At 51.5% G+C, this 24,978-nt stretch carries 20 protein-coding genes; 11 read left to right on the plus strand and 9 right to left on the minus strand.

Annotated elements, in window-relative coordinates; translation table 11 throughout:
* Window positions 1-43: 43 nt before the first annotated feature.
* The 3 genes from hmsP (at window position 44) to OGV74_RS02395 (ending at window position 5,209) form a co-directional block, all read left to right on the plus strand.
* Window positions 44-2,050: a biofilm formation regulator HmsP gene (gene hmsP / locus OGV74_RS02385; protein WP_071687011.1), complete on the plus strand. Its 2,007-nt coding sequence runs from the start codon at window positions 44-46 to the stop codon at window positions 2,048-2,050.
* 157 nt (window positions 2,051-2,207) lie between these two features.
* Window positions 2,208-3,494 carry a C4-dicarboxylate transporter DctC gene (gene dctA, locus OGV74_RS02390; RefSeq protein ID WP_003023301.1) on the plus strand — a complete coding sequence of 429 codons (1,287 nt, stop codon included), beginning with the start codon at window positions 2,208-2,210 and terminating at the stop codon, window positions 3,492-3,494.
* Window positions 3,495-3,715: 221 nt separating this feature from the next.
* Window positions 3,716-5,209: a M16 family metallopeptidase gene (locus tag OGV74_RS02395; protein ID WP_032950476.1), complete on the plus strand. Its 1,494-nt coding sequence runs from the start codon at window positions 3,716-3,718 to the stop codon at window positions 5,207-5,209.
* Between the two features lie 100 nt (window positions 5,210-5,309).
* Here OGV74_RS02395 and kdgK read toward each other — a convergent pair whose 3' ends face one another.
* A complete protein-coding gene (gene kdgK / locus OGV74_RS02400) occupies window positions 5,310-6,239 on the minus strand; it encodes a 2-dehydro-3-deoxygluconokinase (RefSeq protein ID WP_003846131.1) in 930 nt (309 codons plus the stop codon).
* Window positions 6,240-6,469: 230 nt separating this feature from the next.
* Here kdgK and pdeH point away from each other — a divergent pair, with 230 nt between their 5' ends.
* Together pdeH and OGV74_RS02410 are read left to right on the plus strand one after the other, a co-directional pair.
* The gene (pdeH, locus tag OGV74_RS02405) at window positions 6,470-7,237 is read left to right on the plus strand and encodes a cyclic-guanylate-specific phosphodiesterase (RefSeq protein ID WP_003023308.1); all 768 of its coding nucleotides are present in this window, start codon (window positions 6,470-6,472) and stop codon (window positions 7,235-7,237) included.
* A 78-nt stretch (window positions 7,238-7,315) separates the two neighbouring features.
* Window positions 7,316-9,376, plus strand: a complete 2,061-nt coding sequence (locus tag OGV74_RS02410) for an AsmA family protein (RefSeq protein ID WP_003846134.1) — start codon at window positions 7,316-7,318, stop codon at window positions 9,374-9,376.
* A 93-nt stretch (window positions 9,377-9,469) separates the two neighbouring features.
* Here the strand turns inward: OGV74_RS02410 and OGV74_RS02415 are convergent, their stop codons facing one another.
* The 3 genes from OGV74_RS02415 to OGV74_RS02425 all read right to left on the minus strand — a co-directional run bounded on the left by OGV74_RS02415 (window position 9,470) and on the right by OGV74_RS02425 (window position 13,112).
* Window positions 9,470-10,792, minus strand: coding sequence for an MFS transporter (locus OGV74_RS02415; RefSeq protein WP_003023312.1), 1,323 nt, complete (start codon window positions 10,790-10,792; stop codon window positions 9,470-9,472).
* A gap of 350 nt (window positions 10,793-11,142) precedes the next feature.
* The gene (gene yhjD, locus OGV74_RS02420) at window positions 11,143-12,141 is read right to left on the minus strand and encodes an inner membrane protein YhjD (protein WP_086504660.1); all 999 of its coding nucleotides are present in this window, start codon (window positions 12,139-12,141) and stop codon (window positions 11,143-11,145) included.
* Between the two features lie 71 nt (window positions 12,142-12,212).
* Window positions 12,213-13,112, minus strand: coding sequence for a LysR family transcriptional regulator (locus OGV74_RS02425; RefSeq protein WP_003837759.1), 900 nt, complete (start codon window positions 13,110-13,112; stop codon window positions 12,213-12,215).
* A 119-nt stretch (window positions 13,113-13,231) separates the two neighbouring features.
* Between OGV74_RS02425 and OGV74_RS02430 the strand changes: the two genes are divergently transcribed.
* From OGV74_RS02430 to OGV74_RS02445, 4 genes are all read left to right on the plus strand, one after another.
* Entirely contained in the window at window positions 13,232-13,990 is a 759-nt protein-coding gene (locus OGV74_RS02430; RefSeq protein WP_003023319.1) for an SDR family NAD(P)-dependent oxidoreductase, read from the plus strand.
* A gap of 522 nt (window positions 13,991-14,512) precedes the next feature.
* Complete coding sequence (locus OGV74_RS02435; RefSeq protein WP_086504659.1) at window positions 14,513-14,953, plus strand: winged helix-turn-helix domain-containing protein; 441 nt, start codon at window positions 14,513-14,515, stop codon at window positions 14,951-14,953.
* A gap of 120 nt (window positions 14,954-15,073) precedes the next feature.
* Window positions 15,074-15,226 (plus strand): EAL domain-containing protein, encoded by a 153-nt coding sequence (locus OGV74_RS02440; RefSeq protein ID WP_225623515.1) that lies wholly within the window; start codon window positions 15,074-15,076, stop codon window positions 15,224-15,226.
* A gap of 412 nt (window positions 15,227-15,638) precedes the next feature.
* Window positions 15,639-16,241 (plus strand): helix-turn-helix transcriptional regulator, encoded by a 603-nt coding sequence (locus OGV74_RS02445; RefSeq protein ID WP_086504658.1) that lies wholly within the window; start codon window positions 15,639-15,641, stop codon window positions 16,239-16,241.
* 18 nt (window positions 16,242-16,259) lie between these two features.
* Here OGV74_RS02445 and OGV74_RS02450 read toward each other — a convergent pair whose 3' ends face one another.
* Window positions 16,260-16,610 carry a glycoside hydrolase family protein gene (locus OGV74_RS02450; RefSeq protein ID WP_016151134.1) on the minus strand — a complete coding sequence of 117 codons (351 nt, stop codon included), beginning with the start codon at window positions 16,608-16,610 and terminating at the stop codon, window positions 16,260-16,262.
* A gap of 86 nt (window positions 16,611-16,696) precedes the next feature.
* Complete coding sequence (locus OGV74_RS02455) at window positions 16,697-17,236, minus strand: GNAT family N-acetyltransferase (protein WP_086504657.1); 540 nt, start codon at window positions 17,234-17,236, stop codon at window positions 16,697-16,699.
* 167 nt (window positions 17,237-17,403) lie between these two features.
* Between OGV74_RS02455 and OGV74_RS02460 the strand changes: the two genes are divergently transcribed.
* Window positions 17,404-18,993 carry an STY4199 family HEPN domain-containing protein gene (locus OGV74_RS02460; protein WP_086504656.1) on the plus strand — a complete coding sequence of 530 codons (1,590 nt, stop codon included), beginning with the start codon at window positions 17,404-17,406 and terminating at the stop codon, window positions 18,991-18,993.
* Between the two features lie 27 nt (window positions 18,994-19,020).
* On the opposite strand, the gene OGV74_RS02465 is transcribed toward OGV74_RS02460, so the two are convergent.
* Window positions 19,021-20,670 carry an alpha,alpha-trehalase gene (locus tag OGV74_RS02465; RefSeq protein ID WP_003023337.1) on the minus strand — a complete coding sequence of 550 codons (1,650 nt, stop codon included), beginning with the start codon at window positions 20,668-20,670 and terminating at the stop codon, window positions 19,021-19,023.
* Window positions 20,671-21,097: 427 nt separating this feature from the next.
* On the opposite strand from OGV74_RS02465, the gene OGV74_RS02470 reads away from it, so the two are divergent.
* Complete coding sequence (locus tag OGV74_RS02470) at window positions 21,098-22,492, plus strand: cytochrome-c peroxidase (protein ID WP_003837773.1); 1,395 nt, start codon at window positions 21,098-21,100, stop codon at window positions 22,490-22,492.
* 41 nt (window positions 22,493-22,533) lie between these two features.
* Here OGV74_RS02470 and gorA read toward each other — a convergent pair whose 3' ends face one another.
* Together gorA and OGV74_RS02480 are read right to left on the minus strand one after the other, a co-directional pair.
* On the minus strand, window positions 22,534-23,886 hold the full coding sequence (gorA, locus tag OGV74_RS02475; RefSeq protein WP_057101816.1) for a glutathione-disulfide reductase: 1,353 nt from the start codon (window positions 23,884-23,886) through the stop codon (window positions 22,534-22,536).
* Window positions 23,887-23,990: 104 nt separating this feature from the next.
* Window positions 23,991-24,833 (minus strand): 23S rRNA (adenine(2030)-N(6))-methyltransferase RlmJ, encoded by an 843-nt coding sequence (locus tag OGV74_RS02480; protein WP_003023347.1) that lies wholly within the window; start codon window positions 24,831-24,833, stop codon window positions 23,991-23,993.
* Window positions 24,834-24,978 lie beyond the last annotated feature (145 nt).

The raw sequence follows: 24,978 nt of genomic DNA on the forward strand, positions 1-24,978 counted from the left end.
GGTATACTCTGACGGCAGTTTCGTCTATCCGTGGAGAGTCAGTTTGCGTGTCAGTCGCTCGTTAACAATTAAGCAGATGGCAATGGTTGCGGCCGTTGTTATGGTGTTCGTTTTTATTTTTTGCACCGTTTTGTTGTTCCATCTGGTCCAGCAAAACCGCTATAACACGGCTACGCAACTGGAAAGTATCGCTCGCTCCGTTCGTGAACCTCTGTCGAACACTATCCTGAAAGGGGATATTCCCGAAGCGGAAGCTATTTTAAGAAGTATTCGGCCAGCAGGCGTGGTAAGTCGCGCCGATGTGGTGCTGCCTAATCAGTTCCAGGCGCTGCGGATGAGCTTTATACCCGAACGTCCGGTTCCGGTTACGGTGACCCGCCTGTTTGAGCTTCCGGTACAAATTTCGCTGCCGATCTATTCTCTTGAACGTTCCGCTAACCCACAACCGCTGGCGTATCTGGTGCTGCAGGCGGATTCGTACCGCATGTACAAATTCGTGATGAGTACGCTCTCGACGTTAGTGACCATTTACTTACTTTTGTCGCTAATACTGACCGTCGCCATCTCCTGGTGCATTAACCGCTTGATTGTGCACCCCTTACGTAAAATTGCCCGTGAGCTGAACGACATTCAGCAGCAGGACCTGATTGGTTATCAACTGGCATTGCCGCGTCTACATCAGGATGATGAGATTGGTATGTTGGTACGTAGCTACAATCTTAATCAGCAGTTGATTCAGCGACATAGCGAAGAGCAAAGCGACTTTGCAATGCGTTTCCCGGTTTCCGAACTGCCCAATAAGTCGTTTTTAATGGGGCTGCTGGAGCAGGTTGTTACCCGCCAACAGACGACGGCGCTGATGATTGTCACTTGCGAAACCCTACGTGACACCGCGGGGGTGTTAACCGAAACCCAGCGAGAAATCCTGTTACTTACGCTGGTCGAAAAACTGAAGTCGGTATTGGCTCCCAGGATGGTGCTTACCCAGGTGAGTGGCTATGACTTTGCCATTATCGCCCATGGTGTAAAAGAACCCTGGCACGCTATTACGCTAGGTCAGCAAGTACTCACTATCGTGAATGAGCGGTTACCGATTCAGGGTATTCAACTACGTCCTACCTGCAACATTGGGGTGGCGATGTTTTATGGTGATTTAACCGCAGAGCAGCTCTACCGCCGCGCCCTGTCAGCCGTGTTAACGTCGCGTCATAAAGGTAAAAACCAAATTCAGTTCTTTGATCCGTTGCAGATGGAAGAGGCGCAGCAGCGTTTAACCCAAGAGAACGATATTTTAACCGCCATGGATAACCAGCAATTTGCGCTCTGGATGCAGCCCCAGGTAGAGATGTCCAGCGGCAAGGTATTGAGCGCAGAAGCATTATTGCGGATGCAGCAGCCGGACGGTAGCTGGGAGCTGCCGGAAGGGTTAATCGACAGAATTGAGTCTTGTGGTCTGATGGTGACCGTCGGTTATTGGGTGCTGGAAGAAACATGCCGCCAGCTGTCAGCCTGGCAAGAACGCGGTCTCATGCTGCCGCTCTCGGTGAATTTATCCGCTCTCCAGTTGATGCACCCAAGTATGGTGTCTGATCTGCTGGAGCTGTTGACGCGCTATCGCATTAAGCCAGGCACATTGATTCTGGAAGTGACTGAAAGCCGGCATATTGACGATCCCCACGCCGCAGTGGCCATTTTGCGACCGCTGCGCAACGCGGGCGTGCGCATCGCCCTGGACGACTTTGGCATGGGGTATGCGGGTCTGCGACAGCTACAGCATATGAAGTCGCTGCCGGTGGATGTACTCAAAATCGATAAGATGTTTGTCGATGGCGTGCCCGAAGATTGCAGCATGATCTCCGCCATCATTCAGCTGGCACATAGCCTGAACTTGCAGATGATCGCCGAAGGCGTTGAAACCGAAGCGCAACGCGAATGGTTATCAAAAGCCGGGGTGGAAGTGGCGCAAGGATTCCTGTTTGCCCGACCCGTTCCGGCAAATATCTTTGAAGAACGTTATCTGGCACCGGAAAGCGCTGATTACAAAAGTTAAAAAAGGTCTCGCTTGTGCGAGCCAGCTCAAAATTTTTAACATTTTTGTATCAATTATGATCCAGGTGCATTTCTGTCATGTTGAGTGGGTGTTACTTTAAGGCCGCAGGTTAAACAAAACCTTACAAGACCTGTGGTTTTTACTTTAAGGACACCCTATGAAGACCTCTATATTCAAAAGCCTTTACTTTCAGGTCCTGACAGCAATTGCCATTGGTATTCTCCTTGGCCATTACTACCCTGAATTAGGCGCCCAAATGAAGCCGCTTGGTGATGCTTTCGTTAAGCTCATCAAGATGGTCATCGCACCTGTCATCTTCTGTACTGTCGTGACCGGCATTGCAGGCATGGAAAGTATGAAAGCAGTAGGCCGCACCGGTGCGGTTGCACTGCTCTATTTTGAAATTGTCAGTACGATTGCGCTGATCATCGGCCTTATCATCGTCAACGTGGTGCAACCCGGTGCCGGAATGAACGTCGATCCGGCGACGCTGGACGCTAAAGCGGTTGCCATTTACGCTGAACAGGCAAAAGACCAGGGGATCGTAGGCTTCCTGATGGATATTATCCCGGGTAGCGTGATTGGCGCGTTCGCCAGCGGTAACATCCTGCAGGTATTACTGTTTGCGGTAATGTTTGGTTTTGCGCTGCACCGTCTGGGCAGCAAAGGCCAGATGATTTTCAACGTGATTGAAAGCTTCTCGCAGGTTATTTTCGGCATCATCAATATGATCATGCGCCTGGCGCCGATCGGTGCTTTCGGGGCCATGGCCTTTACCATCGGTAAATATGGCGTCGGAACGCTGGTGCAACTGGGTCAGCTGATAATCTGCTTCTACATCACCTGTATTCTGTTTGTGGTTGTGGTTCTGGGCTCCATTGCTCGCGCAACCGGCTTCAGCATTTTCAAATTCATCCGCTATATCCGTGAAGAACTGCTGATCGTACTGGGTACGTCTTCTTCTGAATCCGCGCTGCCGCGTATGCTCGATAAGATGGAAAAACTGGGCTGCCGGAAGTCGGTTGTCGGGTTGGTTATACCCACGGGCTACTCGTTTAACCTTGATGGGACATCAATCTATCTGACGATGGCGGCGGTGTTTATCGCTCAGGCAACCAACAGCCATATGGATATCTTCCATCAGATAACCCTGTTGGTGGTGCTCCTGCTCTCCTCAAAAGGTGCAGCGGGTGTGACCGGGAGTGGCTTCATTGTTCTGGCCGCGACGATCTCTGCGGTGGGCCATTTGCCGGTTGCGGGTCTGGCACTGATTCTTGGTATTGACCGCTTTATGTCTGAAGCACGTGCGCTGACTAACCTGGTCGGCAACGGTGTGGCAACTGTCGTCGTCGCTAAATGGGTCAAAGAACTGGACCATAAAAAGTTGGACGATGTGCTGAATAATCGTGCGCCGGATGGCAAAACGCACGAAATATCCTCTTAATCTCGTCACTTATGCCCGTATTCCCTTCCAGGACTGCGGGCGTTTGCGCATAATTACCCCCTGTGCCTGAAACCGTCGATTCGGCGGCTCGGGATTTTTTCACTTCTTCCGTGACATTTTTATGTTCTCGCGGTCTAACACGAAGTGTTTTTAACGTCATATTCAGAGAGTCCGTTTGCGGGCTGTCTTTTTATTTCCAGGATAGTTGATCAGGGGTTCACATGCAGGGCACAAAAATTCGACTTTTAGCGGGCGGCTTGCTGATGATGGCCACTGCCGGCTATGTGCAGGCAGATGCGCTCCAGCCTGACCCGGCGTGGCAACAGGGTACGCTGGCAAATGGTCTACAGTGGCAAGTGTTAGCCACTCCCCAGCGCCCCAGCGACCGTATTGAGGTCCGCCTGCTGGTTAATACCGGTTCACTCACCGAAAGTACGCAACAGAGTGGTTTCAGCCATGCGATCCCACGTATCGCGCTGACGCAAAGCGGTGGCCTCGATGCCACGCAAGCCCGTTCATTGTGGCAGCAGGGGTTCGATCCCAAACGTCCCATGCCGCCGGTTATCGTTTCCTATGATTCCACGTTGTACAACCTCAGTCTGCCAAACAGCCGTAACGATCTACTGAAAGAGTCACTTTCTTACCTGGCGAATATCTCCGGCAATCTGAGCATCACCTCTGAAACGGTCAATCATGCGCTGAGCAGCGAAGATATGGTTGCAACCTGGCCGTCAGATACCAAAGAAGGGTGGTGGCGTTACCGTCTGAAGGGATCGACCCTGCTGGGGCACGATCCCGCCGATCCGCTGAAAACGCCTGTAGATGCGGCGAAAATTCAGTCTTTCTACCAGAAATGGTATACCCCGGACGCGATGACGCTGATCATCGTCGGTAACGTTGATGCACGCAGCGTAGCTGAGCAAATCAATAAAACCTTTGGCGAGTTAAAAGGAAAACGCGAAACGCCTGCACCGGTACCCACGCTCTCTCCGCTGCGAGCAGAAGCCGTAAGCATTATGACTGATGCGGTACGCCAGGATCGCCTGTCTATTATGTGGGATATGCCGTGGCAACCGATCCGTGAATCTGCCGCGTTGTTACGTTACTGGCGCGCTGATTTAGCTCGTGAGGCGCTATTCTGGCACATTCAGCAAGAGCTAACCAAAAACAATGCCAAAGACATTGGCCTCGGATTTGACTGCCGGGTGCTGTTCCTGCGCGCGCAGTGTGCGATTAACGTTGAGTCGCCAAACGATAAGCTGAACGCCAATCTGGGTACGGTTGCGCGTGAGCTGGCGAAAGTGCGTGATAAAGGACTTCCGGAAGAAGAGTTCAATGCGCTGGTCGCGCAAAAGAATCTGGAACTGCAGAAGCTGTTTGCCACCTATGGTCGTACCGATACCGATATTTTGATCAGCCAGCGTTTGCGCTCGCTGCAAAATCAGGTGGTGGATATTGCGCCTGAACAGTATCAGCGTTTACGCCAGAGCTTCCTCAACAGCCTGAGTGTTGAGATGCTGAATCAGGACCTGCGACAGCAGCTGTCGCAAGATATGGCGTTAATTCTGCTGCAGCCGAAGGGTGAACCTGAATTCAATATGAAGGATCTGCAGGCGACGTGGGATAGCATTATGGCGCCCGTTACCGCAGCGGCAACATCTGTTGAAACGGATGAATCACACCCTGAAGTGACAGATATCCCGCCGGTACAATAACCTGTAGGCCGGATAAGACGGTTACGCCGCCATCCGGCATTGGAGATGCCGGGGGCGCTTCGCTTGCCCGGCCTACGGTATGCAGACCGGATAATCGACGTTATTGCGGCATAGCGTCGCGTGGGATAATCGCCCCGCGGTGCTGAATCACGGTGCTTGCCGTCAGGTGGCCGCGTTTTGCGGCATCAGCGGCATTGCCACCGGTCAGACGTACCGCCAGATATCCGGCGCTGAAGGAGTCTCCGGCCGCAGTGGTATCGATCACCTTCTCTTTCGGCAATTTAACGGCCGGAACGTCGATGAGCGCTTCGCCCGCGATGGAAACCAGGCAAGAGTCTGCGCCACGCTTCACAACCACTTCCTGTACACCAGCTGCGTGAGTACGGGCAATCACCTCAGCAACGGGTTTTTCACCCCACAGCGCGTCTTCATCGTCCAGCGTCAGGAATGCGATATTGGTGCATTCCAGCATCTGCTGATACACCTGCTGGGTTTCTTCTTTGCTGCTCCACAGACGCGGGCGGTAGTTATTATCAAAAATGACCTTTCCACCGTTGGCACGGCATTCACGCAGCAACGACAGCAGCTTGTCACGACTTGCCGGGCTTAAAATCGCCAGGCTGATTCCGCTCAGATACAAGTAATCAAATGTCGCCAGCTCTTCGCAAATCGCTGCAGACTGCTCGCTCTCCAGCCAGAATTTTGCGGCGGCTTCATTACGCCAGTAATAGAAGGTGCGCTCGCCAGTGCTGTCGGTCTCAATGTAGTAGAGACCCGGCAGGCGGTTTTCCATACGCTGGGTTAATGAGGTATCCACGTTTTCACCCTGCCAGGACTCCAGCATTTGTTGGCTAAAACTGTCGGTACCCAGTGCAGTCACATAGTGTACGGAAAGTGCCGCAGCATCGACCTGACGGGCGATATAAACGGATGTATTCAACGTGTCGCCACCGAATCCGCGCTGAACATCAGCGCCTTTCTGTGACAGCTCAATCATGCATTCGCCAATCACGGCAATCTTTCTGGACATAGTCGTAACCTGCTCTGAAAAAAATTAGCGTTAGTGTGCGCTGTGGGTGTTAAGCGGTCAACTATATTAAAACATCGTTCCATTATTTTTTTGAGCCAGCACGTGTTCTGCGTTGTTTTTGCCGCTTAGTTTTTATTTTTGCGCACAGCTGAACGTAAAGTTCTGCGTCTGAGCGCCGATAACCTTTGACGAGTCCGGTCAGTCACACTCTTATTTACAGGACATCTCAGATGATAAAGCAGGTTACCCAGCAGCTCATTACGCTCGATGCGAGTATTGAAAACTTGCAGGAGAGACGCTATTGGCTGCAGTGCGAGCGTGCTTACACCTACCAGCCAATTTACCAGACCAATGGACGACTGATGGCTGTTGAACTGCTGACTGTCGTGAGCCATCCTGATAATCCATCCCAACGTATTGCGCCAGACCGCTATTTTGCCGAAGTAACCGTCCGACATCGTGTTGATGTGGTGATAGAGCAACTTCTTCAACTTGAGCTGAAAGGGGACTTTTTCAGAGCCAACAACCTGCTGGCTTCCGTGAACGTCGACGGACCAACGCTCATAGCGATGCGCCAGGATCCCGAAATCCTGAAAATCATTGAAGGCCTGCCGTGGCTGCGTTTTGAGCTAGTGGAACATATCCGCTTACCGAAGGGGTCGTCCTTCGCCTCAATGTGCGAGTTTGGCCCGCTCTGGCTGGATGATTTTGGTACCGGAATGGCGAACTTCTCGGCGCTTAGTGAAGTGAATTATGACTATATCAAAGTGGCGCGAGACTTGTTCGTCATGCTGCGCAAGACGCCGGAGGGACGTAATCTCTTCACACTACTATTACAGCTGATGAACCGCTATTGCCGCGGTGTGATTGTCGAAGGCGTTGAAACGCTGGAAGAGTGGCGTGATGTGCAAAACTCACCAGCTTTTGCCGCGCAAGGCTATTTTCTCTCTCGTCCAGTGCCTCTGGACACGCTTGAAGAGGTGATCCTGTCGCTTTGATGAGGACGTAGAACACCTCCTTTTCATCCTGCTGGACTATCTTTAGGACAGGCAAGGAAGGAAGTAGAGAGGTTAGACATGACGAAAACAGGTAAAATAACCACTTCAGTAATAGGGGTTTTCTTGTTGTTGATCGTCGTACTCATCATTGTGATTGCGACATTTGACTGGAACCGGCTCAAACCGACCATCAACCAGAAAGTCTCTACAGAACTCAACCGGCCCTTTGCTATACGGGGTGACCTGGGCGTGGTTTGGGAACGCCAGAAGCAGGAAACCGGCTGGCGTAGCTGGGTTCCGTGGCCGCATGTTCATGCTGAAGATATCATCCTCGGCAACCCGCCAGACATTCCTGACGTTACCATGGTGCATCTCCCGCGTGTTGAAGCTACGCTCGCCCCACTGGCACTGCTGACAAAAACCGTCTGGCTCCCGTGGGTCAAGCTGGTCAAACCCGATGCGCGGCTGATCCGCCTGTCGGAGAAAAACAATAACTGGACCTTTAACTTAGCTGGGGACGAAAACCGCGATCCTAATGCGCCGCCATCCGCGTGGTCGTTCCGGCTGGATAACATTCTGTTTGACCAGGGACGCATCGCCATTAACGATAAGATGACGAAGTCGGAGATTGAGATCCTGGTCGATCCGCTGGGCAAACCGTTGCCCTTTAGCGAAGTGACCGGCGCAAAAGGTAAAGAGAGCAACGCCCACGTCGAGGACTACGTGTTTGGTCTGAAAGCGCAAGGGCGATATAACGGCGAACCGCTAAGCGGTAGCGGAAAAATTGGCGGAATGCTGGCGCTGCGTGGTGAAGATACGCCTTTCCCGATTCAGGCTGATTTCCGTTCGGGCAATACGCGCGTAGCGTTTATCGGCACGATAAACGATCCGATGAACATGGGCGGGGCGGATCTACGACTTAAATTCTCGGGAGATTCGCTAGGGGATTTATACGATTTGACCGGCGTGCTGCTTCCGGATACGCCGCCGTTTGAAACCGACGGACGTCTGGTAGCGAAAATTGACCCGGAAAAATCCTCTGTTTTTGATTATCGCGATTTCAATGGCCGCATTGGCGACAGCGATATTCACGGAACGCTGGCCTACACCACCGGCAAGCCGCGACCCATGCTGAAGGGCGATGTGGAATCACGCCAGCTGAGGCTGGCCGATTTGGGGCCGCTGATCGGGGTGGATTCAGGCAAAGGGGCGGAACGGGCAAAACAATCTGAACAGCGCAAAGGTGAGAAGAGCGTTCAGCCTGCGGACAAGGTGTTGCCGTATGACCGTTTTGAAACTGACAAATGGAACGTCATGGACGCTGACGTGCGTTTCAAAGGACGGCGTATTGAGCATGGCAGTAGCCTACCGATCAGCGATCTCTCCACTCATATCATCCTGAAAAATGCCGACCTGCGTCTGCAACCGCTGAAATTTGGTCTTGCTGGAGGCAGCATTGTTTCCAGCATCCATCTGGAAGGGGATAAAAAGCCGATGCGGGGGCAGGCGGATATCCAGGCTCGCCGCCTGAAGCTTAAAGCGCTGATGCCGGATGTGGAACTGATGCAAAAAACGCTTGGTGAAATGAACGGTGACGCCAGGTTTAGTGGGAGCGGAAACTCGGTGGCGGCGCTGTTGGGTAACAGCAATGGCAACCTGAAACTGCTGATGAATGACGGTTTGATCAGCCGGAATCTGATGGAAATTGTGGGCTTGAATCTGGGGAACTATCTTGTCGGGCAGATATTTGGCGATGACGAAGTGCGGGTGAACTGCGCGGCGGCGAATCTGGATATTGTTAACGGCGTGGCGCGTCCGCAGATTTTTGCTTTTGATACGGAAAACGCAGTCATTAATGTCACCGGTACGGCGAGCTTTGCGTCGGAGCAACTGGATTTAACCATCGATCCGGAGAGCAAAGGGATTCGTATTATTACTCTGCGTTCGCCGTTGTATGTTCGCGGTACTTTTAAGAATCCGCAGGCAGGCGTGAAGGCCGGACCGCTGATTGCGCGCGGTGCGGTTGCTGCTGCGCTGGCAACGCTGGTGACGCCAGCGGCGGCCCTGCTGGCGCTGATTTCACCTTCTGAAGGGGATGCTAATCAGTGCCGGACAATCCTGTCGCAGATGAAGAAGTGATGAGAGCGCCGGATGAGGTGTAAACACCTTATCCGGCCTACGGGGGATTGCAGTTTGTAGGCCTGATAAGCATAGCGCCATCAGGCCATCAAATTACAGCGATTGATGCCGTGTCTCATGGGTTAACAGCAGCGCAATCAGCGTTAACGCCGCCATTGATGCCAGATACGTACCGACTGCCGCCAGACCATAATTCGCCTGCAACCATGCAGCGATGTATGGGGCAACGGAAGCACCAAGAATCGACGAAACGTTGTACGAGAACGACGCCCCCGTGTAGCGCACTTCGGTCGGGAACAGCTCCGGCAGCAGCGCGCCCATCGGACCAAATGTCAGCCCCATCAGGCTTAAGCCCAGCAACAGGAAGGCGAAAACCAGCACCGGATTGCCAGAGCCGAGCAGTGGTTTAAAGGCAAACAGCGCAAACAGAATGATAAGCGTGGTGATGATGAGCATGCTCTTGCGACGACCAAATGCGTCGGCCAGCAGGCCCGCCACCGGCACCATGACGCCAAAGCCAATCACCGCCATCATCAGCATCCACAACACTTCATTACGCGGCAGGCCAAGTCCTACAGGCGCGGCTGCGGTGCTGAACGTCATCGAATAGACGGTCATGATATAGAACAGCGTATAGGTTGCCAGCATGATGAACGTGCCGAGGATCGTCACGCGAACATGTTTGGTCAGCAGGGTACCCAGCGGGATTTTCACCTGCTTTTTCGCCGCGGCTACTTTGGCGAAGACCGGGGATTCATGCAGCGAAACGCGAACGTACAGCCCGATAATCACCAGTACCGCAGAGAAGATGAACGGTACGCGCCAACCCCAGCTCATGAACTGCTCGTCGGTCAGCAGCCAGGAGAGCAGCAGAAAGGTACCATTGGCGAAGAAGAAGCCGATAGGCGCGCCCAACTGCGGAAATGATCCGTACAGCGCGCGTTTGCGCGGTGGTGCGTTTTCCGTCGCCAGCAACGCCGCGCCGCCCCATTCACCGCCCAGACCTAAACCCTGACCAAAACGCGCCAGCGCCAGCAGCAAGGGGGCGAAAATGCCGATTGTTTCATAGCCCGGCAGCAGGCCAATCACAACCGTCGAGATCCCCATGGTGAGCAGTGAGGCAACCAGCGTGACTTTACGGCCGACGCGATCGCCGAAATGCCCGAATACCGCAGAACCGATCGGTCGTGCCACAAAGGCGATAGCAAAAGTCGCCAGGGACTGTAGCGTCGCGGCAGTCGGATCCCCCTGCGGGAAGAAGATATGCGGGAACACGATCACCGCGGCGGTGGCGTAAATATAGAAGTCGAAGAACTCAATGGCGGTGCCAATGAGCGAGGCGACGACGACTTTATTGCGCGAGTTGACCGGTGTGTGTTCCTGTTCGTTGTCGAGTGTTGTGGCTGTTGCTTGCATAATATTTTCTTATTTTTGGCCGAACGAAAGGTCATATTACGCACAGCAAAAGAGACATTTCAATCTGTAACAAACTTTGAGAATGGTCAAAAATGGAGCAAAAAGGGGATAATTTTTAGGCTTGAGATTTCACTTCCATGAAATGCTTCACATAATTTAAAACTTAGATGATAAAACTGGTTTTTGGTTAAATAAAAGTTACGGGTTGGATTTATTCACTAAATCGGTGAGATCGGGCGGCATTATAATTGCCGGATGGAGCTGCGCTTATCCGGCCTACAAAACTCACCCGTAGGCCGGATAAGACGCGTGCGACGCCATCCGGTAATTCACAACTAATCCGGCGGTGGCTACTGCGTTTTCCCCGGCATACGTGGGTCGTCTTTGTATTCTGCGGTGGCAATCCAGGCAGCGCAAAACAGAGTCAGACGAGCGAAGAAGTAGAAGAACGCCATCAATCCAAGCACGGAACCAAACGCCGCGCCTGACGGCGATTGCACCAGTGACGGCAGGGTATATGTCATGATCATTTTGATGACTTCAAACCCCAGAGCCGCGATAAATGTGCCGCGTATGAGCGCTTTCTTACGCGGTCGGTGACGCGGTAGCCGCCAGAAAATCCAGAAGAACAGCAAGTAGTTGGCGAAAATAGAGATGGTCAGGCCGATCAGCCGCCAGGCGGGCTTCAGCCATTCGATACCGTCGAGATACAGCGCAGAGATAATCATCTGCTGGGCGGAACCGGCGATAGAGGTAATGGACAGGGTAACAATCAGCGCAACCAGTAAGCCAATCAATGAGATAAAATCACGCAGATATTTGACCCAAATTTTTTCCTGATCCTGTGGGGTACGCTCCCAGACATCCCGCGACTGAGCACGAATCGCTTCGCGCAGGTTTCCCATCCAGTTAATGCCGGAATAGAGCGCGATGCCAAGCCCTACCAGACCTACAGTGGTACGTTGCTGTACGGCGGTATTAATGGTGTTTTTCAGCGTAGAGGCGAGCGTCGGATCGCTGACGTTCAACAAAATCTTGCTGAAGATATCCTGCAACAGTGTAGGGTGCGAAGCGAGAATAAAACCCGCGGCGGCAAACGACACCATCAGGATCGGGATCATCGAGAGAAACGAGAAGTAGGTAATGGCGGCGCCAAACTGATTTCCCATACGATCGTTAAACCGCTCTGCGGCACGAATAAGATGGGCGATGATGGGCTGACGTTGAATTTTATCGGCGAAGGTCAGAGCCGTTTTCAGCGCCTGGTTCGCTTTAGCGTTTTTCTCCGGCGCGGCGGAGGATGGTTTATGTTCTGGCGTAGGGTGTTTTGCGTCTTGTTCCTGCGTCATCCGATCGGTTGTCCTTATTTTCTTCACTCATGACATTATAGCCTGCTCAGGGGCGCATCCTGAAAAATGGACTAATCCACATAGTCTTTCATCACGCCAGTCAGCCATTCCATAAACAGATGTACCCGGCGAGAGAGGTTGCGTCGATGCGGATAAAGCAAAGAGACCGGCATTGGCTCGGCGCGATATTGCGGCAACACTTCGACCAGCGTACCGGCGCGCAGGGCATCACGCACGCCAACGCGCGGCACCTGAATAATGCCCAGACCGGCAAGGCATGCCGCGTGATAGGTTTCGGTACTGTTTACCGTTAGCATACCGCCGGTTTTAACCCATTGCGTGCCGTTTTCTGTCGCCACTTCGAAACCTTGCGCACGCGTTCCCAAATTGACCGAGTAGTGCACCACTGCATGTGAAGCTAAATCCTCCAGGCTTTCCGGATAACCAAAGCGGGCGAGGTACTGCGGGCTGGCGCAGTTAATCTGCGTGAGTTTCCCCAGTGGGCGCGCAATCAGCCCTGAATCTTTCAGCGTGCCTACGCGTACCACACAGTCGAAACCTTCGCGGACCAGATCCACCAGGCGGTCGCTGCTGCTGAGTTCGAGCTCAAGGCCGGGATACTGATGCAAGAAAGTGGGTAAGCGGGGCATCACCAGATTTCTCGCCACGCCAACCGGCATATCGACGCGCAGCTTGCCGCTGATGCTGGACGGATCGTGATGAAATAGTCCATCCAGCTCATCCAGATTGCTCAACAAATCTTTTGCGCGTTCGTAATAGATCATACCGTCTTGTGTGAGCTGAACGCGGCGGGTAGTGCGGTGCAACAACTGCGTGCCCAGATGATTTTCCAGGGCCTGGATTTGGCGCGATACGCTACCTTTAGGAAGACCAAGGGTGTCTGCCGCACGCGAAAAGCTCTCCAGTTCTGCGACGCGGATGAACAACTGCATTGCGTGAATTTTATCCATTCTCATGCCCTATTGTTGTTCCAAATGAAACAGTAATGCGCAACAGACGACATTTATTGTTTTTCTATCACCTAATAAGCTTTATCTCAATCATCACAACGTCGGAAATGAGGTTTCTTATGACGCAACGTATCGCATTAGTGACTGGTGGTAGTCGTGGGCTCGGTAAAAACGCCGCACTTAAGCTGGCTGACAGAGGAACGGACATTATCTTTACCTACAACAGCCAGCAGCAGGCGGCGCTGGATGTGGTTGCTGAAATTGAGCAAAAAGGCAGAAAAGCTGCGGCAATACAACTGAATGTCAGCGATGTGGCTGGCTTTGAGTCCTTTACCCATGAGGTACAAGCGCAGCTGAAGAGCATGTGGAATCGTGAGGCGTTTGATTATTTAGTGAACAATGCCGGAATTGGTCTGTATGGCGCTTTTGCCGATACCTCCGAAGCGATGTTTGATCAATTAGTGAACATTCACTTTAAGGGCCCCTTCTTCCTGACCCAACGTCTGTTGCCGTTGATCCAGAATGGCGGCAGGATCCTGAATGTTTCATCGGGACTGGCGCGTTTTGCACTGCCAGGGTATGCCGCCTATGCCTCAATGAAAGGGGCGATGGAAGTACTGACGCGTTATCAGGCGAAAGAGCTGGGAGAGCGGGGTATTTCAGTAAATATCATCGCGCCTGGGGCGATTGAAACCGATTTTGGCGGCGGTCGACTGCGGGATAATAAAGAGCTGAATGCATATGTGGCATCGCAAACGGCGCTGGGACGCGCGGGCTTGCCGGATGATATTGGCGACGCGATTGCCGCGTTGCTCAGTGATGAGCTGGCCTGGATGACAGCGCAGCGTATCGAAGTATCGGGCGGAATGTTCCTGTAAATCGCTCGTATCTTATGCAGCTTTTGAGCAATAGAAAACCGGTGCGCCACTCCAGGTAAAAATATAGCTGGTGGCGTTTACCGGTATTATCTGCAATCTAATTCAGCGATCGCGGTGCCGAAAGAAATCCGGGATAAACTTTCTGAATAACTCATTTTTCTTCGACAGCGGATTTGTCTCAGAAGAAACCATGATCACTTCCCCATCCCCCACAGATTCAGAATTTAATTCTTTGAAATGTTAAAGATTCGACATTAAAAATTGAGCGTTCGATCGCGTATGTGAAAACATGGCCTATGTGCTAAAAATTTCGCATAGGAAGAATAATAAATCGTGAATTTCATTTATAACCTCAAATCTACCATAAACGAATACTAAACGACCGCTTCCTCATAGTAGATTGGGATGAAGATTGGAAAGCATTTATAGCAGTCATATAATCCACCATACAAACGGTATGGATTATCTCAACGCTTATATGTAGAGGTGCATGTTCGTCTTCATTTAACGTGGGTATAAGATATGGGCTATCGTCTATATGGATTTATGATTGGTGCTGAAATTCATTTTGACATTTCTAATCACCGACTGTATCGGCTTACGGGTAGCCATACCGAGAAAAACATCGTTTTTGCGTCAATTTACTTTAATGAAACAATGCTCAGGCTTTTCCTGTATTTATTAATAAATGCCAGGAGCCAGCCGGTACCGAAAGAAGAGTTATTTGAGAAAATCTGGGAAGCGCATAATCTGAGCCCTTCTGCGCAAAGATTATGGCAAGTCCTGCACAATCTTAATAATAAACTTGGCCTGCTGGGGTTACCCAGGGATTTTATCCTTAATATAAGAGGTCAGGGTTATGTCATCAATTATCCTGATGTCATTCCCGTTTATTACAAAGTGAGCGAACTCCCAACTCATGCTGTCAAAAAAAGGGAGAAAATAGATAACCTGAGTGAGTGATGTCAACCCAGGTATTTGCCCTGAGCATGTAGTGCGAGGGGCTTTTTTTATCGTTATCTTTGCTTTCTATTTTCAATGAATGTTCGCTAAGCGCACTTTGAGTCAGATGCGATGGCGCTCATGCAAAAGCTTGCCCCTGCAAGCGTTCAGCGGGTTATCGAACTGGCGAAGAAGATGAATCTGCGGGCGATAGCCGAAGGTGTTGAGACTCAGGTTCAGGCCCATTATTTGCGCTTAAAGAACTGTGATTTTTTACAAGACCAGTTTGTTTGAAGTCCTGATCACAGTGATGCAATCACCCGTAGCCTTCAGTGTCGATTGATATAGCAACGCTGTTAGGCGGAAAACTACAGTTGATGATCATTTAATGCGATATTTCGTTTTGTAACATATTTGTCTGCTATCGTGAGTTCCTTATTTTTATCAAAGAATATAAACTTCGAAAAATTAATATTAATAAGCTGGTTTTGAACATTGGATATTAAGGATTTCCTTAATATTTAGCGCCGTTTTTGTCCATTTGTGTGATTATTGGGTTTGAGCTGTAACTATTTGCGATTTCTACTTTTTTCTTCTCCGTCTATCGGTAAAATGGCCCCCGCCAAATGGTGACTTCTTATTTTACCCCTCGGGTAATACCCTTCCGCGTGTTAAGGCTAGTATCTTATTCAGACGGAGATAAGTAATGCAGGTAATAATGTTTGACAGGCAGTCGATATTTATTCATGGAATGAATGTAAGTTTACAAGAGCGTATTCCAGGAGTGGATGTTCAGGGTGTCAGTCAGGCAGATGACCTTTGGCAGAAACTGGAAGACACCCCTGATGCACTGATAATGCTGGATGGCGACCAGGACGCTGAGTTCTGCCGTGACTTGCTACAGCAGATAGCGCAACGCTTTTCGACGGTAAAAGTGCTGGTAACAGCAACGGACTGCCGTAAAAAATGGCTGCAGGAGGTTACGCAATTGAATGTGCTGGCCATTGTTCCACGCGACTCTGACGCGGAAACCTTCATGCTGGCTCTCAATAGTATTGCGATGGGAATGATATTTATCCCCAGAGATTGTATGGCAACCCCCGAGAACAGCGGGCAAAATATCAGATCGCTTAGTGCGCGTCAGCGAGAGATTCTGACTATGCTTGCTGCCGGAGAATCAAATAAACAAATTGGTCGATTGTTAAATATCAGCACCGGAACGGTCAAAGCCCATCTTGAATCGCTGTATCAGCGCCTCGAGGTAAAAAACCGTACGCAGGCGGCAATGATGTTAAACGACGCTATTTAACGGGCGAATATTTCACAGTCAGAACGTTTCTGGCTGTGAAATAACCCCCGAGCAGAATTCTGCAGCACAAAACCGGCTTATCCCCACGCTGAGCATCCACGCAATTAACGCTTCCTGTTGAAACCTTTCTTTTATTTGCGGCATTTTCTGGTGTATGAATTCCTCGCAGATTTCCAGATCCGCGAGCAGTAGTGTTTCTGCCTGCGTTACCGAAACAGGCGCAGGAAAGCTTTCATCGGATGTGATTTCGTGCCCGTAGCCAATCACCCAGACACCATTTTTGTCCTGATACTTTTCCAGTGACAGGCCTTGCCATTGTTTAATAAATGCAACACAGGCGGGCGTGAAATACGTTGAATGGAGTGGCATATTCATCTCTGTACAAAGAGACCTATTTTAAGAAACCACCCTCGTTACGCCAGTTGCCATACAGCCAGTTTTTTCAGCAAAACGTCTTATGCTGCGGGTGGCTGATAGTCGTGTTTTAACAGGCCGAAAATCCAGTCATCATTCCAGTTTTGATGCAGCCAGTAGCTTTCCCGCAGCGTGCCTTCGTGAATGAACCCGACCTTTTCCAACAGACGCCGTGAGGCTTCGTTTCCTGCGGTGACACAGGCCGTCAGCCGGCGTAGCCCTCCGGTGGTAAATGCAAAATCGCAAACTGCATGCAGAGATTCAGTACCATAACCTTTCCCCTGCGCTTCAGGGGCGAGCAGAAAACCGACCTCGGCACATTCATTGTTCTCATGAATATATCCAGTCACTCCAAGCGGTGCTCCCGATGCCTTATCGCACAGGACCAGACATAGCCAGTGCGGGCTGCCGGGAGACCATTCAGGCAGGCGGGAGTTGAAGGCTGTCCGTATCTCTTCTTCAGTACGCGTGTCAGCGACAAAGCGCATCACATCTGGATTCTGCTGTAGCGTTAAGAAGAACGTCCAGTCCTTTTCTGTCAGTGGGCGGCAGAGCAGACGTGATGTTTGCAATACAGGCACAGGCTTATCTCCAGAATAATTTTCAATGATTGTGCGGAAGTCACTGTAAAACTTATTTATTTGCTATATGAATGTGTTCTAGTCTACATCGGCACAACGTTGCGTTTAAAAAAGATAATTACATACCATGATGAGGCCGCACGTTTTGGGTCCTTTTAGGGAAGATGATGACCAATAGCGCGTTACAAGCGGCATGTACACCCTTTGAACATTGTCTGGGGATTATCCGTCAGGCGTCGATAGAAATATTACTGCTGTTAGGCGTACATGTCACAGAAGGCAAAGACCCTCGGTGGTTTCTCGAACAACTGGATCAGGCACGACTGAATCTGGGCGGCTGGGGGGCTGTCGCCAGACGGTTGCAGATGAATGATGCGCAATTGAGCCAGTTCACTCTGCGGCTACGCCATCTTCAACAGAGTGTACCCCAATATGAAAATGGCCAGGATGTCAGTGAAAACCAGCTGATTTCAGCGCTGCGCTTTGTGGCCTCTCTGGAACAATTGCGCCAGCAACAGCCCATCCTGAAGTATCAAACCGAAATTGCACCTGTAGAGCCGGATGCTCAGATGCGGGCGCAGCGTCAACTTCGCGCAATAGAATTAACCCTCAAATCCCTGATTGCGCGGGTATGGCCGGATCAGCATCCTCTCAACAGCTTCCTGAAACAGCACTTTGGCGGTGAACGTCTGCGTCGCTGGCTAAAGTTAGGCGAAGGACGAGATGCGCTGGACGGTATGATGTTTAGCGAGCTGGCACTGATGGTCGTCGATAAGAAATTATTCGTTCGCCACTTTACGCAGATTTTTAACGATACCTCGGTGCTGATGTCGTTTGTTGAGCCGCGCATCACGCTACGCATGTTTTTGGATGATTGCCGCCTGGCTCGTAACTGCGTTATCGCGCAGCAGCCGCTGACGTCAGTACAATTGCTGTTGCTGGACTACCAGTACCGGCAGATAACTCATCCTGTGCAACGGGCATTTGAAGAACGGCGTACGCGCATTAATCCTGCGTCGTATCTGGAATCTGATGAGTCCATGGTCCGCCAGTTTTGGGAAACGGCAAAGCAAAAAGACGAGCAAGCGGGAGGCGATAAGCATGAAATCGCAGACAGTATTGATCCGCCGGAGAAGCGGGCCAAACGCTCGGCGGAAGAACGTGAACAGCTGATTTCCGGCATGTTGTGGGTAGCGGTCGGCGTGATGGTGCTGGCGATTTCGCTGGGTGCGTTCTGGTTATTCACTTCGCCAGCGCCACAGGCGTCCTCCGGACAATCCGTTGAAATTGTGCAGGAGGAACCGCGACGTGACGCCCCCAGCGCGCGGGAGGCGGTGACCCGAATGGGTATCACCTGGGATGCCTTTAACATGCGGGCGGCTATCGATCGCAATGACACCCGCGTGACGTCACTGTTCCTGCAGGGTGGGATGGACTGGAAGCTGGCGTGGACGGAGCAGGCGTTCTCAGCGGGCAATACCGAGGTGTTGAGACTGCTGCTGCGTTACCCTTCGCAGATGGATGAAAGCAAACCATGCCGACAGTTTATGACTACGCTCAGCCATGCAATGTCGAATGGGGCGTCACTCACATCGCTGCATAAAAGTTATCTGCAAAGTTTTTGTTCGGTGCCTGCGGTCGTTGCGCGTCAGCAATATGATCTTGAGCAGGCCGAGCTGCGTGTTCGCGCCCAGCCAAGCCCTGAGAACAAGAAATGGCAGAAAATTCACGCCGAGTTGTACGATGCGATTAACTGACATCCTGATGACTCAGACCGTCAGACGCTAGGGTTCGCCATACAAACCGATGAGTCGGCGCACCACGCCATTGGTCCAGCCAAAGCCGTCCTGCAACGGATATTCCCCGCCGCCGCCTTCGCGCGGCGCTGCGTCGGCTATGTGGTATTTTTCGATAAGCTTGTGGTGTTCCTGATAAAAGAGATTCACCGTTTTCAACCAGTTACGGGCGATTTCATCCCCGAGATGGTCGTCACCGTACAGTTTGAAGCCCTGGATCGCCATCCACTGCAGCGGCGCCCAGCCGTTCGGTTTATCCCACTGTTCACCCGTTTCATGCTCGGTTGCTAAAATCCCACCGGGCGTGAGCAGGCGACTGCGAACCGCGTTAGCAAGCCGGTCGGCTTGTTCATGTGTTGCCATACCGACATACAGCGGCACAATACTGGCGGCAGAGAACAGGGCCATTTGTTCGCGCCGCCAGTCGTAATCGCGATAGCAGCCGTTTTCATCGTCCCACAGATAGCGGTTTACCGCATCGCGACGGTCACTGGCTTTCTGGCGAAACAGCGCTTCCGTTTCTTTGTCGCCTTTCAGCGCGGAAATATTGGCGATAGTGCTTTCCAGCTTGTAGAGGAAGGCGTTCAGATCAATCGGGATGAACTGCGTGGTGCGTATGCTGGCAAGGCGGCCTGCATCGCGTAGCCAGCGCGAGGAATAATCCCAGCCAGAGGCCGCGCCCGCGCGCAAATCCCGATACACCTCATTGGGTGGACGACCCGAATGCTTGGCGGTTTCGACGTCTTCAAGCCAAGATTCATCACGCGGCGTATCACGATCGTCCCAATAGCGGTTGAGCAGAGAGCCGTCCGACATTCTGATCACGTGACGGTAGGCCTGGTTGAGCACCAGGGAATCGGCGCCATCCATCCAGAATGCGTATTCCATTTTCAGATGTTCAAGGTAGCGACGCGCGCCGCGCACGCCATCCTCTTCAAACAGTTCCACCATTAGCGCAAAAACCGGTGGCTGCGAACGGCTCAGGTAGTAGGTACGGTTACCGTTGGGGATGTGGCCATAGTTTTCAATCATCCAGGCAAAGTTATCCGCCATACATTTCAGCAGGTCTTCGCGGCCGCTCTCTGCCAGACCCAGCATGGTAAAGTAGGAATCCCAGTAGTAGGTTTCGCTAAAACGTCCGCCGGGCACAATATATGATTGCGGTAACGCCAGCAGCGAGGACCAGGGAATGTGATCCTGCGGCTCGCGCGTCAGCACAGGCCACAGTTGATCGATATGCTCTTTCAGCGAGCTTGCCGGATCGGACACATATTCACTGGAGGGCGTTTCCGGTAGCCAGAAATGGTTCTCGACAAAGCGTCGCAGATCAAAGTCGCGGTGGCGTTTAACTTTGCGATAGCGGATCAAAATGTCCAGTGGGTCCATTTTGGGCGCACAATCAGGGAAGGTTTTGCTATCAGCAAATAGTTTGGATGACTGGACGTGTTCAAACAGCTCGAGGTAACGATCGGCGGGGGTTAACGCATCTGACGCGGGTAACCCTGCAATCATCTCCGGCTCTGGCTCTGCCTCAATCATTTCATCCAGCTTTAACTCGCACGGATCCATTTCATAAAGCAGATCGATATCGATCGTCATTTCTTCTGAAGGGGCGTGGGGTAGTTTCTGGTTGAGCATGATGAGAAAGACCTCCGATGGACGTTGAAAGATTAAGGCTATTGCCCGGTCGTCAGTTAAGCGTAGACATTCGCTTCGGTGTCTGGTGAGTAAAGCGTGCGGTTGATCACATTTTAGTGCTGTATATTATTTAGAAAATAAGACTATCCCAATGAATATAATGAAGAATTCATAATTCTGCGTGACCTGAAGATATTTCATTTTCAGAACATTCGATTGCAACGAGTTGTGAATGGAAAACCATAACGGCTTATCTCCGTAATAGGCACAGGCTATTCTATCGATAGTTATCCCCCATGTAATTGCTTGATACTTATCAAAATAATAAATCCCTTACTTTCTATGATGGTTAAGTCTGATAAAGACTATGCACTCATTATTCTAATTTTTCTGGGTCACAATAACTCACAACGGTGAGGGTAAAATAATGAAAATCATTACCCGTCTTACCGCGATAGCCATAGCTGGCGTCGTGATTTGTTATTTTGGATTATCCGGTTATGTGTGGTATCACGATAATCAACGTAGTAAACAGGCAGATGTTCAGGCCTCTACGCTGGAAGAAAATAATAAAGTATTAGGTTTTTTACGCGAAAAAGGATGCGATTATTGTCACACGCCTTCAGCTGAATTACCTTTCTATTCTTCTTTTCCTGTCGCTAAGCAGTTGATGAATTACGATATTCAACTGGGATACAAATCATTCAATCTTGAGGCCGTTCGTGCGGCGCTGGTCGCAGATAAACCCGTTTCGCAAAGCGACCTGAATAAAATTGAATGGGTGATGCAGTACGACACCATGCCGCCGACGCGTTATACCGCACTGCACTGGGCTGGCAAGGTAAGCGATACGGAGCGAGCAGAGATCCTGGGCTGGATTGCGAAACAGCGCGAGCAGTATTATGCCAGTAACGATACCGCCGCGCAGCATCGTAACGAGCCTGTGCAGCCGATACCGGAAAGCATTCCGACCGATGCCCGTAAAGTGGCGCTGGGCTTTACGCTTTACCACGACCCGCGTATTTCCGGTGACAGCACGATTTCTTGCGCGCACTGCCATGCCCTGAATGCGGGGGGCGTAGATGGTCGCAAAACGTCAATCGGCGTAGGCGGCGCGGTTGGTCCTATCAACGCGCCGACGGTATTTAACTCTGTCTTCAACGTGGAACAATTCTGGGATGGTCGAGCACCAACATTGCAGGCGCAGGCAGGCGGCCCGCCGTTGAACCCTATCGAGATGGCGTCTAAATCCTGGGATGAAATTATCCAGAAACTGGATAAGGATCCGCAACTCAAACAAGAGTTTATCGCGGTTTATCCGCAGGGATTCAGCGGAGATAATATTACCGATGCGATTGCTGAGTTTGAGAAAACGCTAATTACGCCAAATTCGCCGTTTGATAAATGGCTACGCGGTGATGAAGCGGCGTTAACCGCCCAGCAGAAACATGGCTATCAGTTGTTTAAAGATAATAAGTGCGCGACCTGTCATGGCGGTATTATTTTAGGCGGGCGTTCATTTGAGCCATTGGGTTTGAAAAAGGACTTTAATTTCGGCGAGGTCACTGCCGCAGATATTGGCCGCATGAACGTCACTAATGAACTACGTGACAAGCTGCGTCAAAAAGTCCCTGGCTTGCGTAACGTTGCGCTGACCGCGCCTTATTTCCATCGAGGTGATGTGCCTACGCTCGACGGTGCGGTAAAACTGATGCTGCGTTATCAGGTGGGTAAAGAACTGCCGCAGGAAGATATCGACGATATCGTGGCGTTTCTTGAGAGTCTGAACGGGGTGTATACGCCGTATATGCAGGGTAAATAAGAGAAAACCGGATGGCAAAGCGCCATCCGGTATTTTATTGATTAACGCATGGTAACGAACTCTTCTGCTGCCGTTGGGTGAATCGCAACGGTGTTATCAAAGTCTTTCTTGGTTGCGCCCATTTTCAGTGCGACCGCGAAGCCTTGCAGCATTTCATCCATTCCAAAACCAATACCATGAATACCGACAATCTTCTCTTCCGGACCGACGCAAACCAGCTTCATGCGGCACGGCTGACGATGTGAAGTGACAGCGGTATACATCGCGGTAAATGATGATTTATACACTTTCACCTGGTCATCGCCGTGCTGTTCACGAGCCTGCTGCTCGGTCAGGCCCACGGTGCCAATTGGCGGATGGCTGAAGACCACGGTCGGGATATTGCTGTAGTCCAGATGTTCGTCCGGTTTGTTGTTAAACAGACGCTCAGACAGGCGACGGCCCGCGGCAACGGCAACCGGCGTCAGCTCTACGGCGCCGGTATTATCGCCGACGGCATAAATACCCGGCACGCTGGTGTTCTGGAATTTATCAACGACGATGTAGCCTTTTTCATTGGTTTTCACGCCAGTCGCTGCCAGGTTGAAGTTATCGGTAGCTGGTTCACGACCAATTGCCCAGATCAGGCAATCTACCGTTTCGCTACGACCATCTTCCAGTTGCAGGGTCAGGCTGCCGTCAGCGTTTTTAACGACCGCTTTCGGAATCGCATGAGTATGCAGAGTCGGGCCTTCGGCGTTCATCACCTCAACCAGCGTGTCGACGATCATCGGGTCGAAGCTGCGCAGCGGCGCGTGTTTACGCACGAACAGATGCGTTTGGGCCCCCAGACCGTTAATCACGCCCGCCAGCTCAACGGCGATGTAGCCTGCGCCGACGACCGCAACGCGTTTCGGCAGCGCGGGCAGCTCAAAGAAACCGTCGGAGTCGATCCCGTATTCCACACCTGGAATGTTCGGATGGCTCGGGCGACCGCCGGTAGCAATCAAAATATGATCGGCAGTAATGGTTTCACCGTTCACTTCAATGGTTTTGGCATCCACAAAGCGGGCAAAACCTTTAATCACATCGACATTATTTTTGCCCAGCACATTGTCGTATGAGGTATGAATACGATCGATATAAGCGGTACGCGTGGCGATCAGTTTATCCCAGTCGAACTTATTGATGGTGGTGTCGAAACCGTAATCCGGCCCGTACATGTGGATCGCTTCGCGAACCTGGGCGGCATGCCACATCACTTTCTTTGGTACGCAGCCAACGTTAACGCAGGTTCCGCCTAACTCTTTGGCTTCAATCAGTGCGCATTTCTGGCCGTACATTGCTGCACGGTTAATGGAGGCAATACCGCCGCTGCCGCCGCCAATAGCGATGTAATCATAGTGCTTGGTCATGACCGCTCCTTCATGTTCATTGTAGGGCGGAGAAGCGTTACGCCATCCGCCAAAATATTCGCGATTGTATACCTGATATTAAAAGGTTCCACCGATGGCTGCGATTACTCCGGCACGATCCAGCTTACCGAGGTATGACCGGTTCCTGCCGGAACCAGTTTGCTGTGCAACCACGGCAGAACGTTGTTCATCTGCTGCTCCAGCTTCCACGGCGGGTTAATCACAATCATGCCAGACGCTGTCATACCGCGCTGATCGCTGTCCGGGCGCACCGCCAGTTCAATTTGCAGAATTTTGCGGATGCCGGTGTCTTCGAGATCGTGGATCATGCGCTTGATTTGTTGGCGCAGAACCACCGGATACCACAGCGCATAGGTGCCGGTCGCGAAACGCTTGTAGCCTTCGTTAATACCGGTGACCACCGCCTGATAGTCGCTTTTGATTTCGTAGGGTGGATCGATAAGGATCAGCCCACGACGTGAAACCGGTGGCAATTTTGCTTTCAGCTGCTGATAACCATCGGCTTTGGCCACGCGTGCGCGCTCATCTTTCTGGAATTCGCCGCGCAGCAGGGGAAAGTCGCTCGGGTGCAGTTCAGTTAATTGCAGGCTATCCTGTTCGCGCAGCAGCTGGCGAGCAATTAACGGAGAGCCCGGGTAGTAGCGCAACTGACCGCTACGGTTGAAGTGTTGCACTACGCCAATGTAGGGTTCCAGTTCGGCAGGCAAATCGTCCTGCTGCCAGATACGGGCGATCCCTTCCAGATATTCACCGGTACGTTCGGCATGCTCACTGCTCAGCTGATAACGGCCAGCACCAGCATGGGTGTCCAGATAGAGAAACGGTTTTTCTTTCTCTTTGAGCGATTCAATGATCAGGCTCTGGACGGTGTGTTTCAGGACGTCGGCGTGGTTGCCTGCGTGATAACTGTGGCGATAACTGAGCATGGGTAATGAAATTCCGCTGAAATGACGATTTGCCACAGTTTACAGCAGATCGGCACAGATTACCCGTAGGCCCGGTAAGCGCAGCACCACCGGGCGTCTTTCCGTCACGGTTAGCATTGAAATCCTCTACACTTAACCCCATTGT

Source organism: Citrobacter sp. Cf116 (genome assembly GCF_030336505.1).
Taxonomy (GTDB): domain Bacteria; phylum Pseudomonadota; class Gammaproteobacteria; order Enterobacterales; family Enterobacteriaceae; genus Citrobacter; species Citrobacter freundii.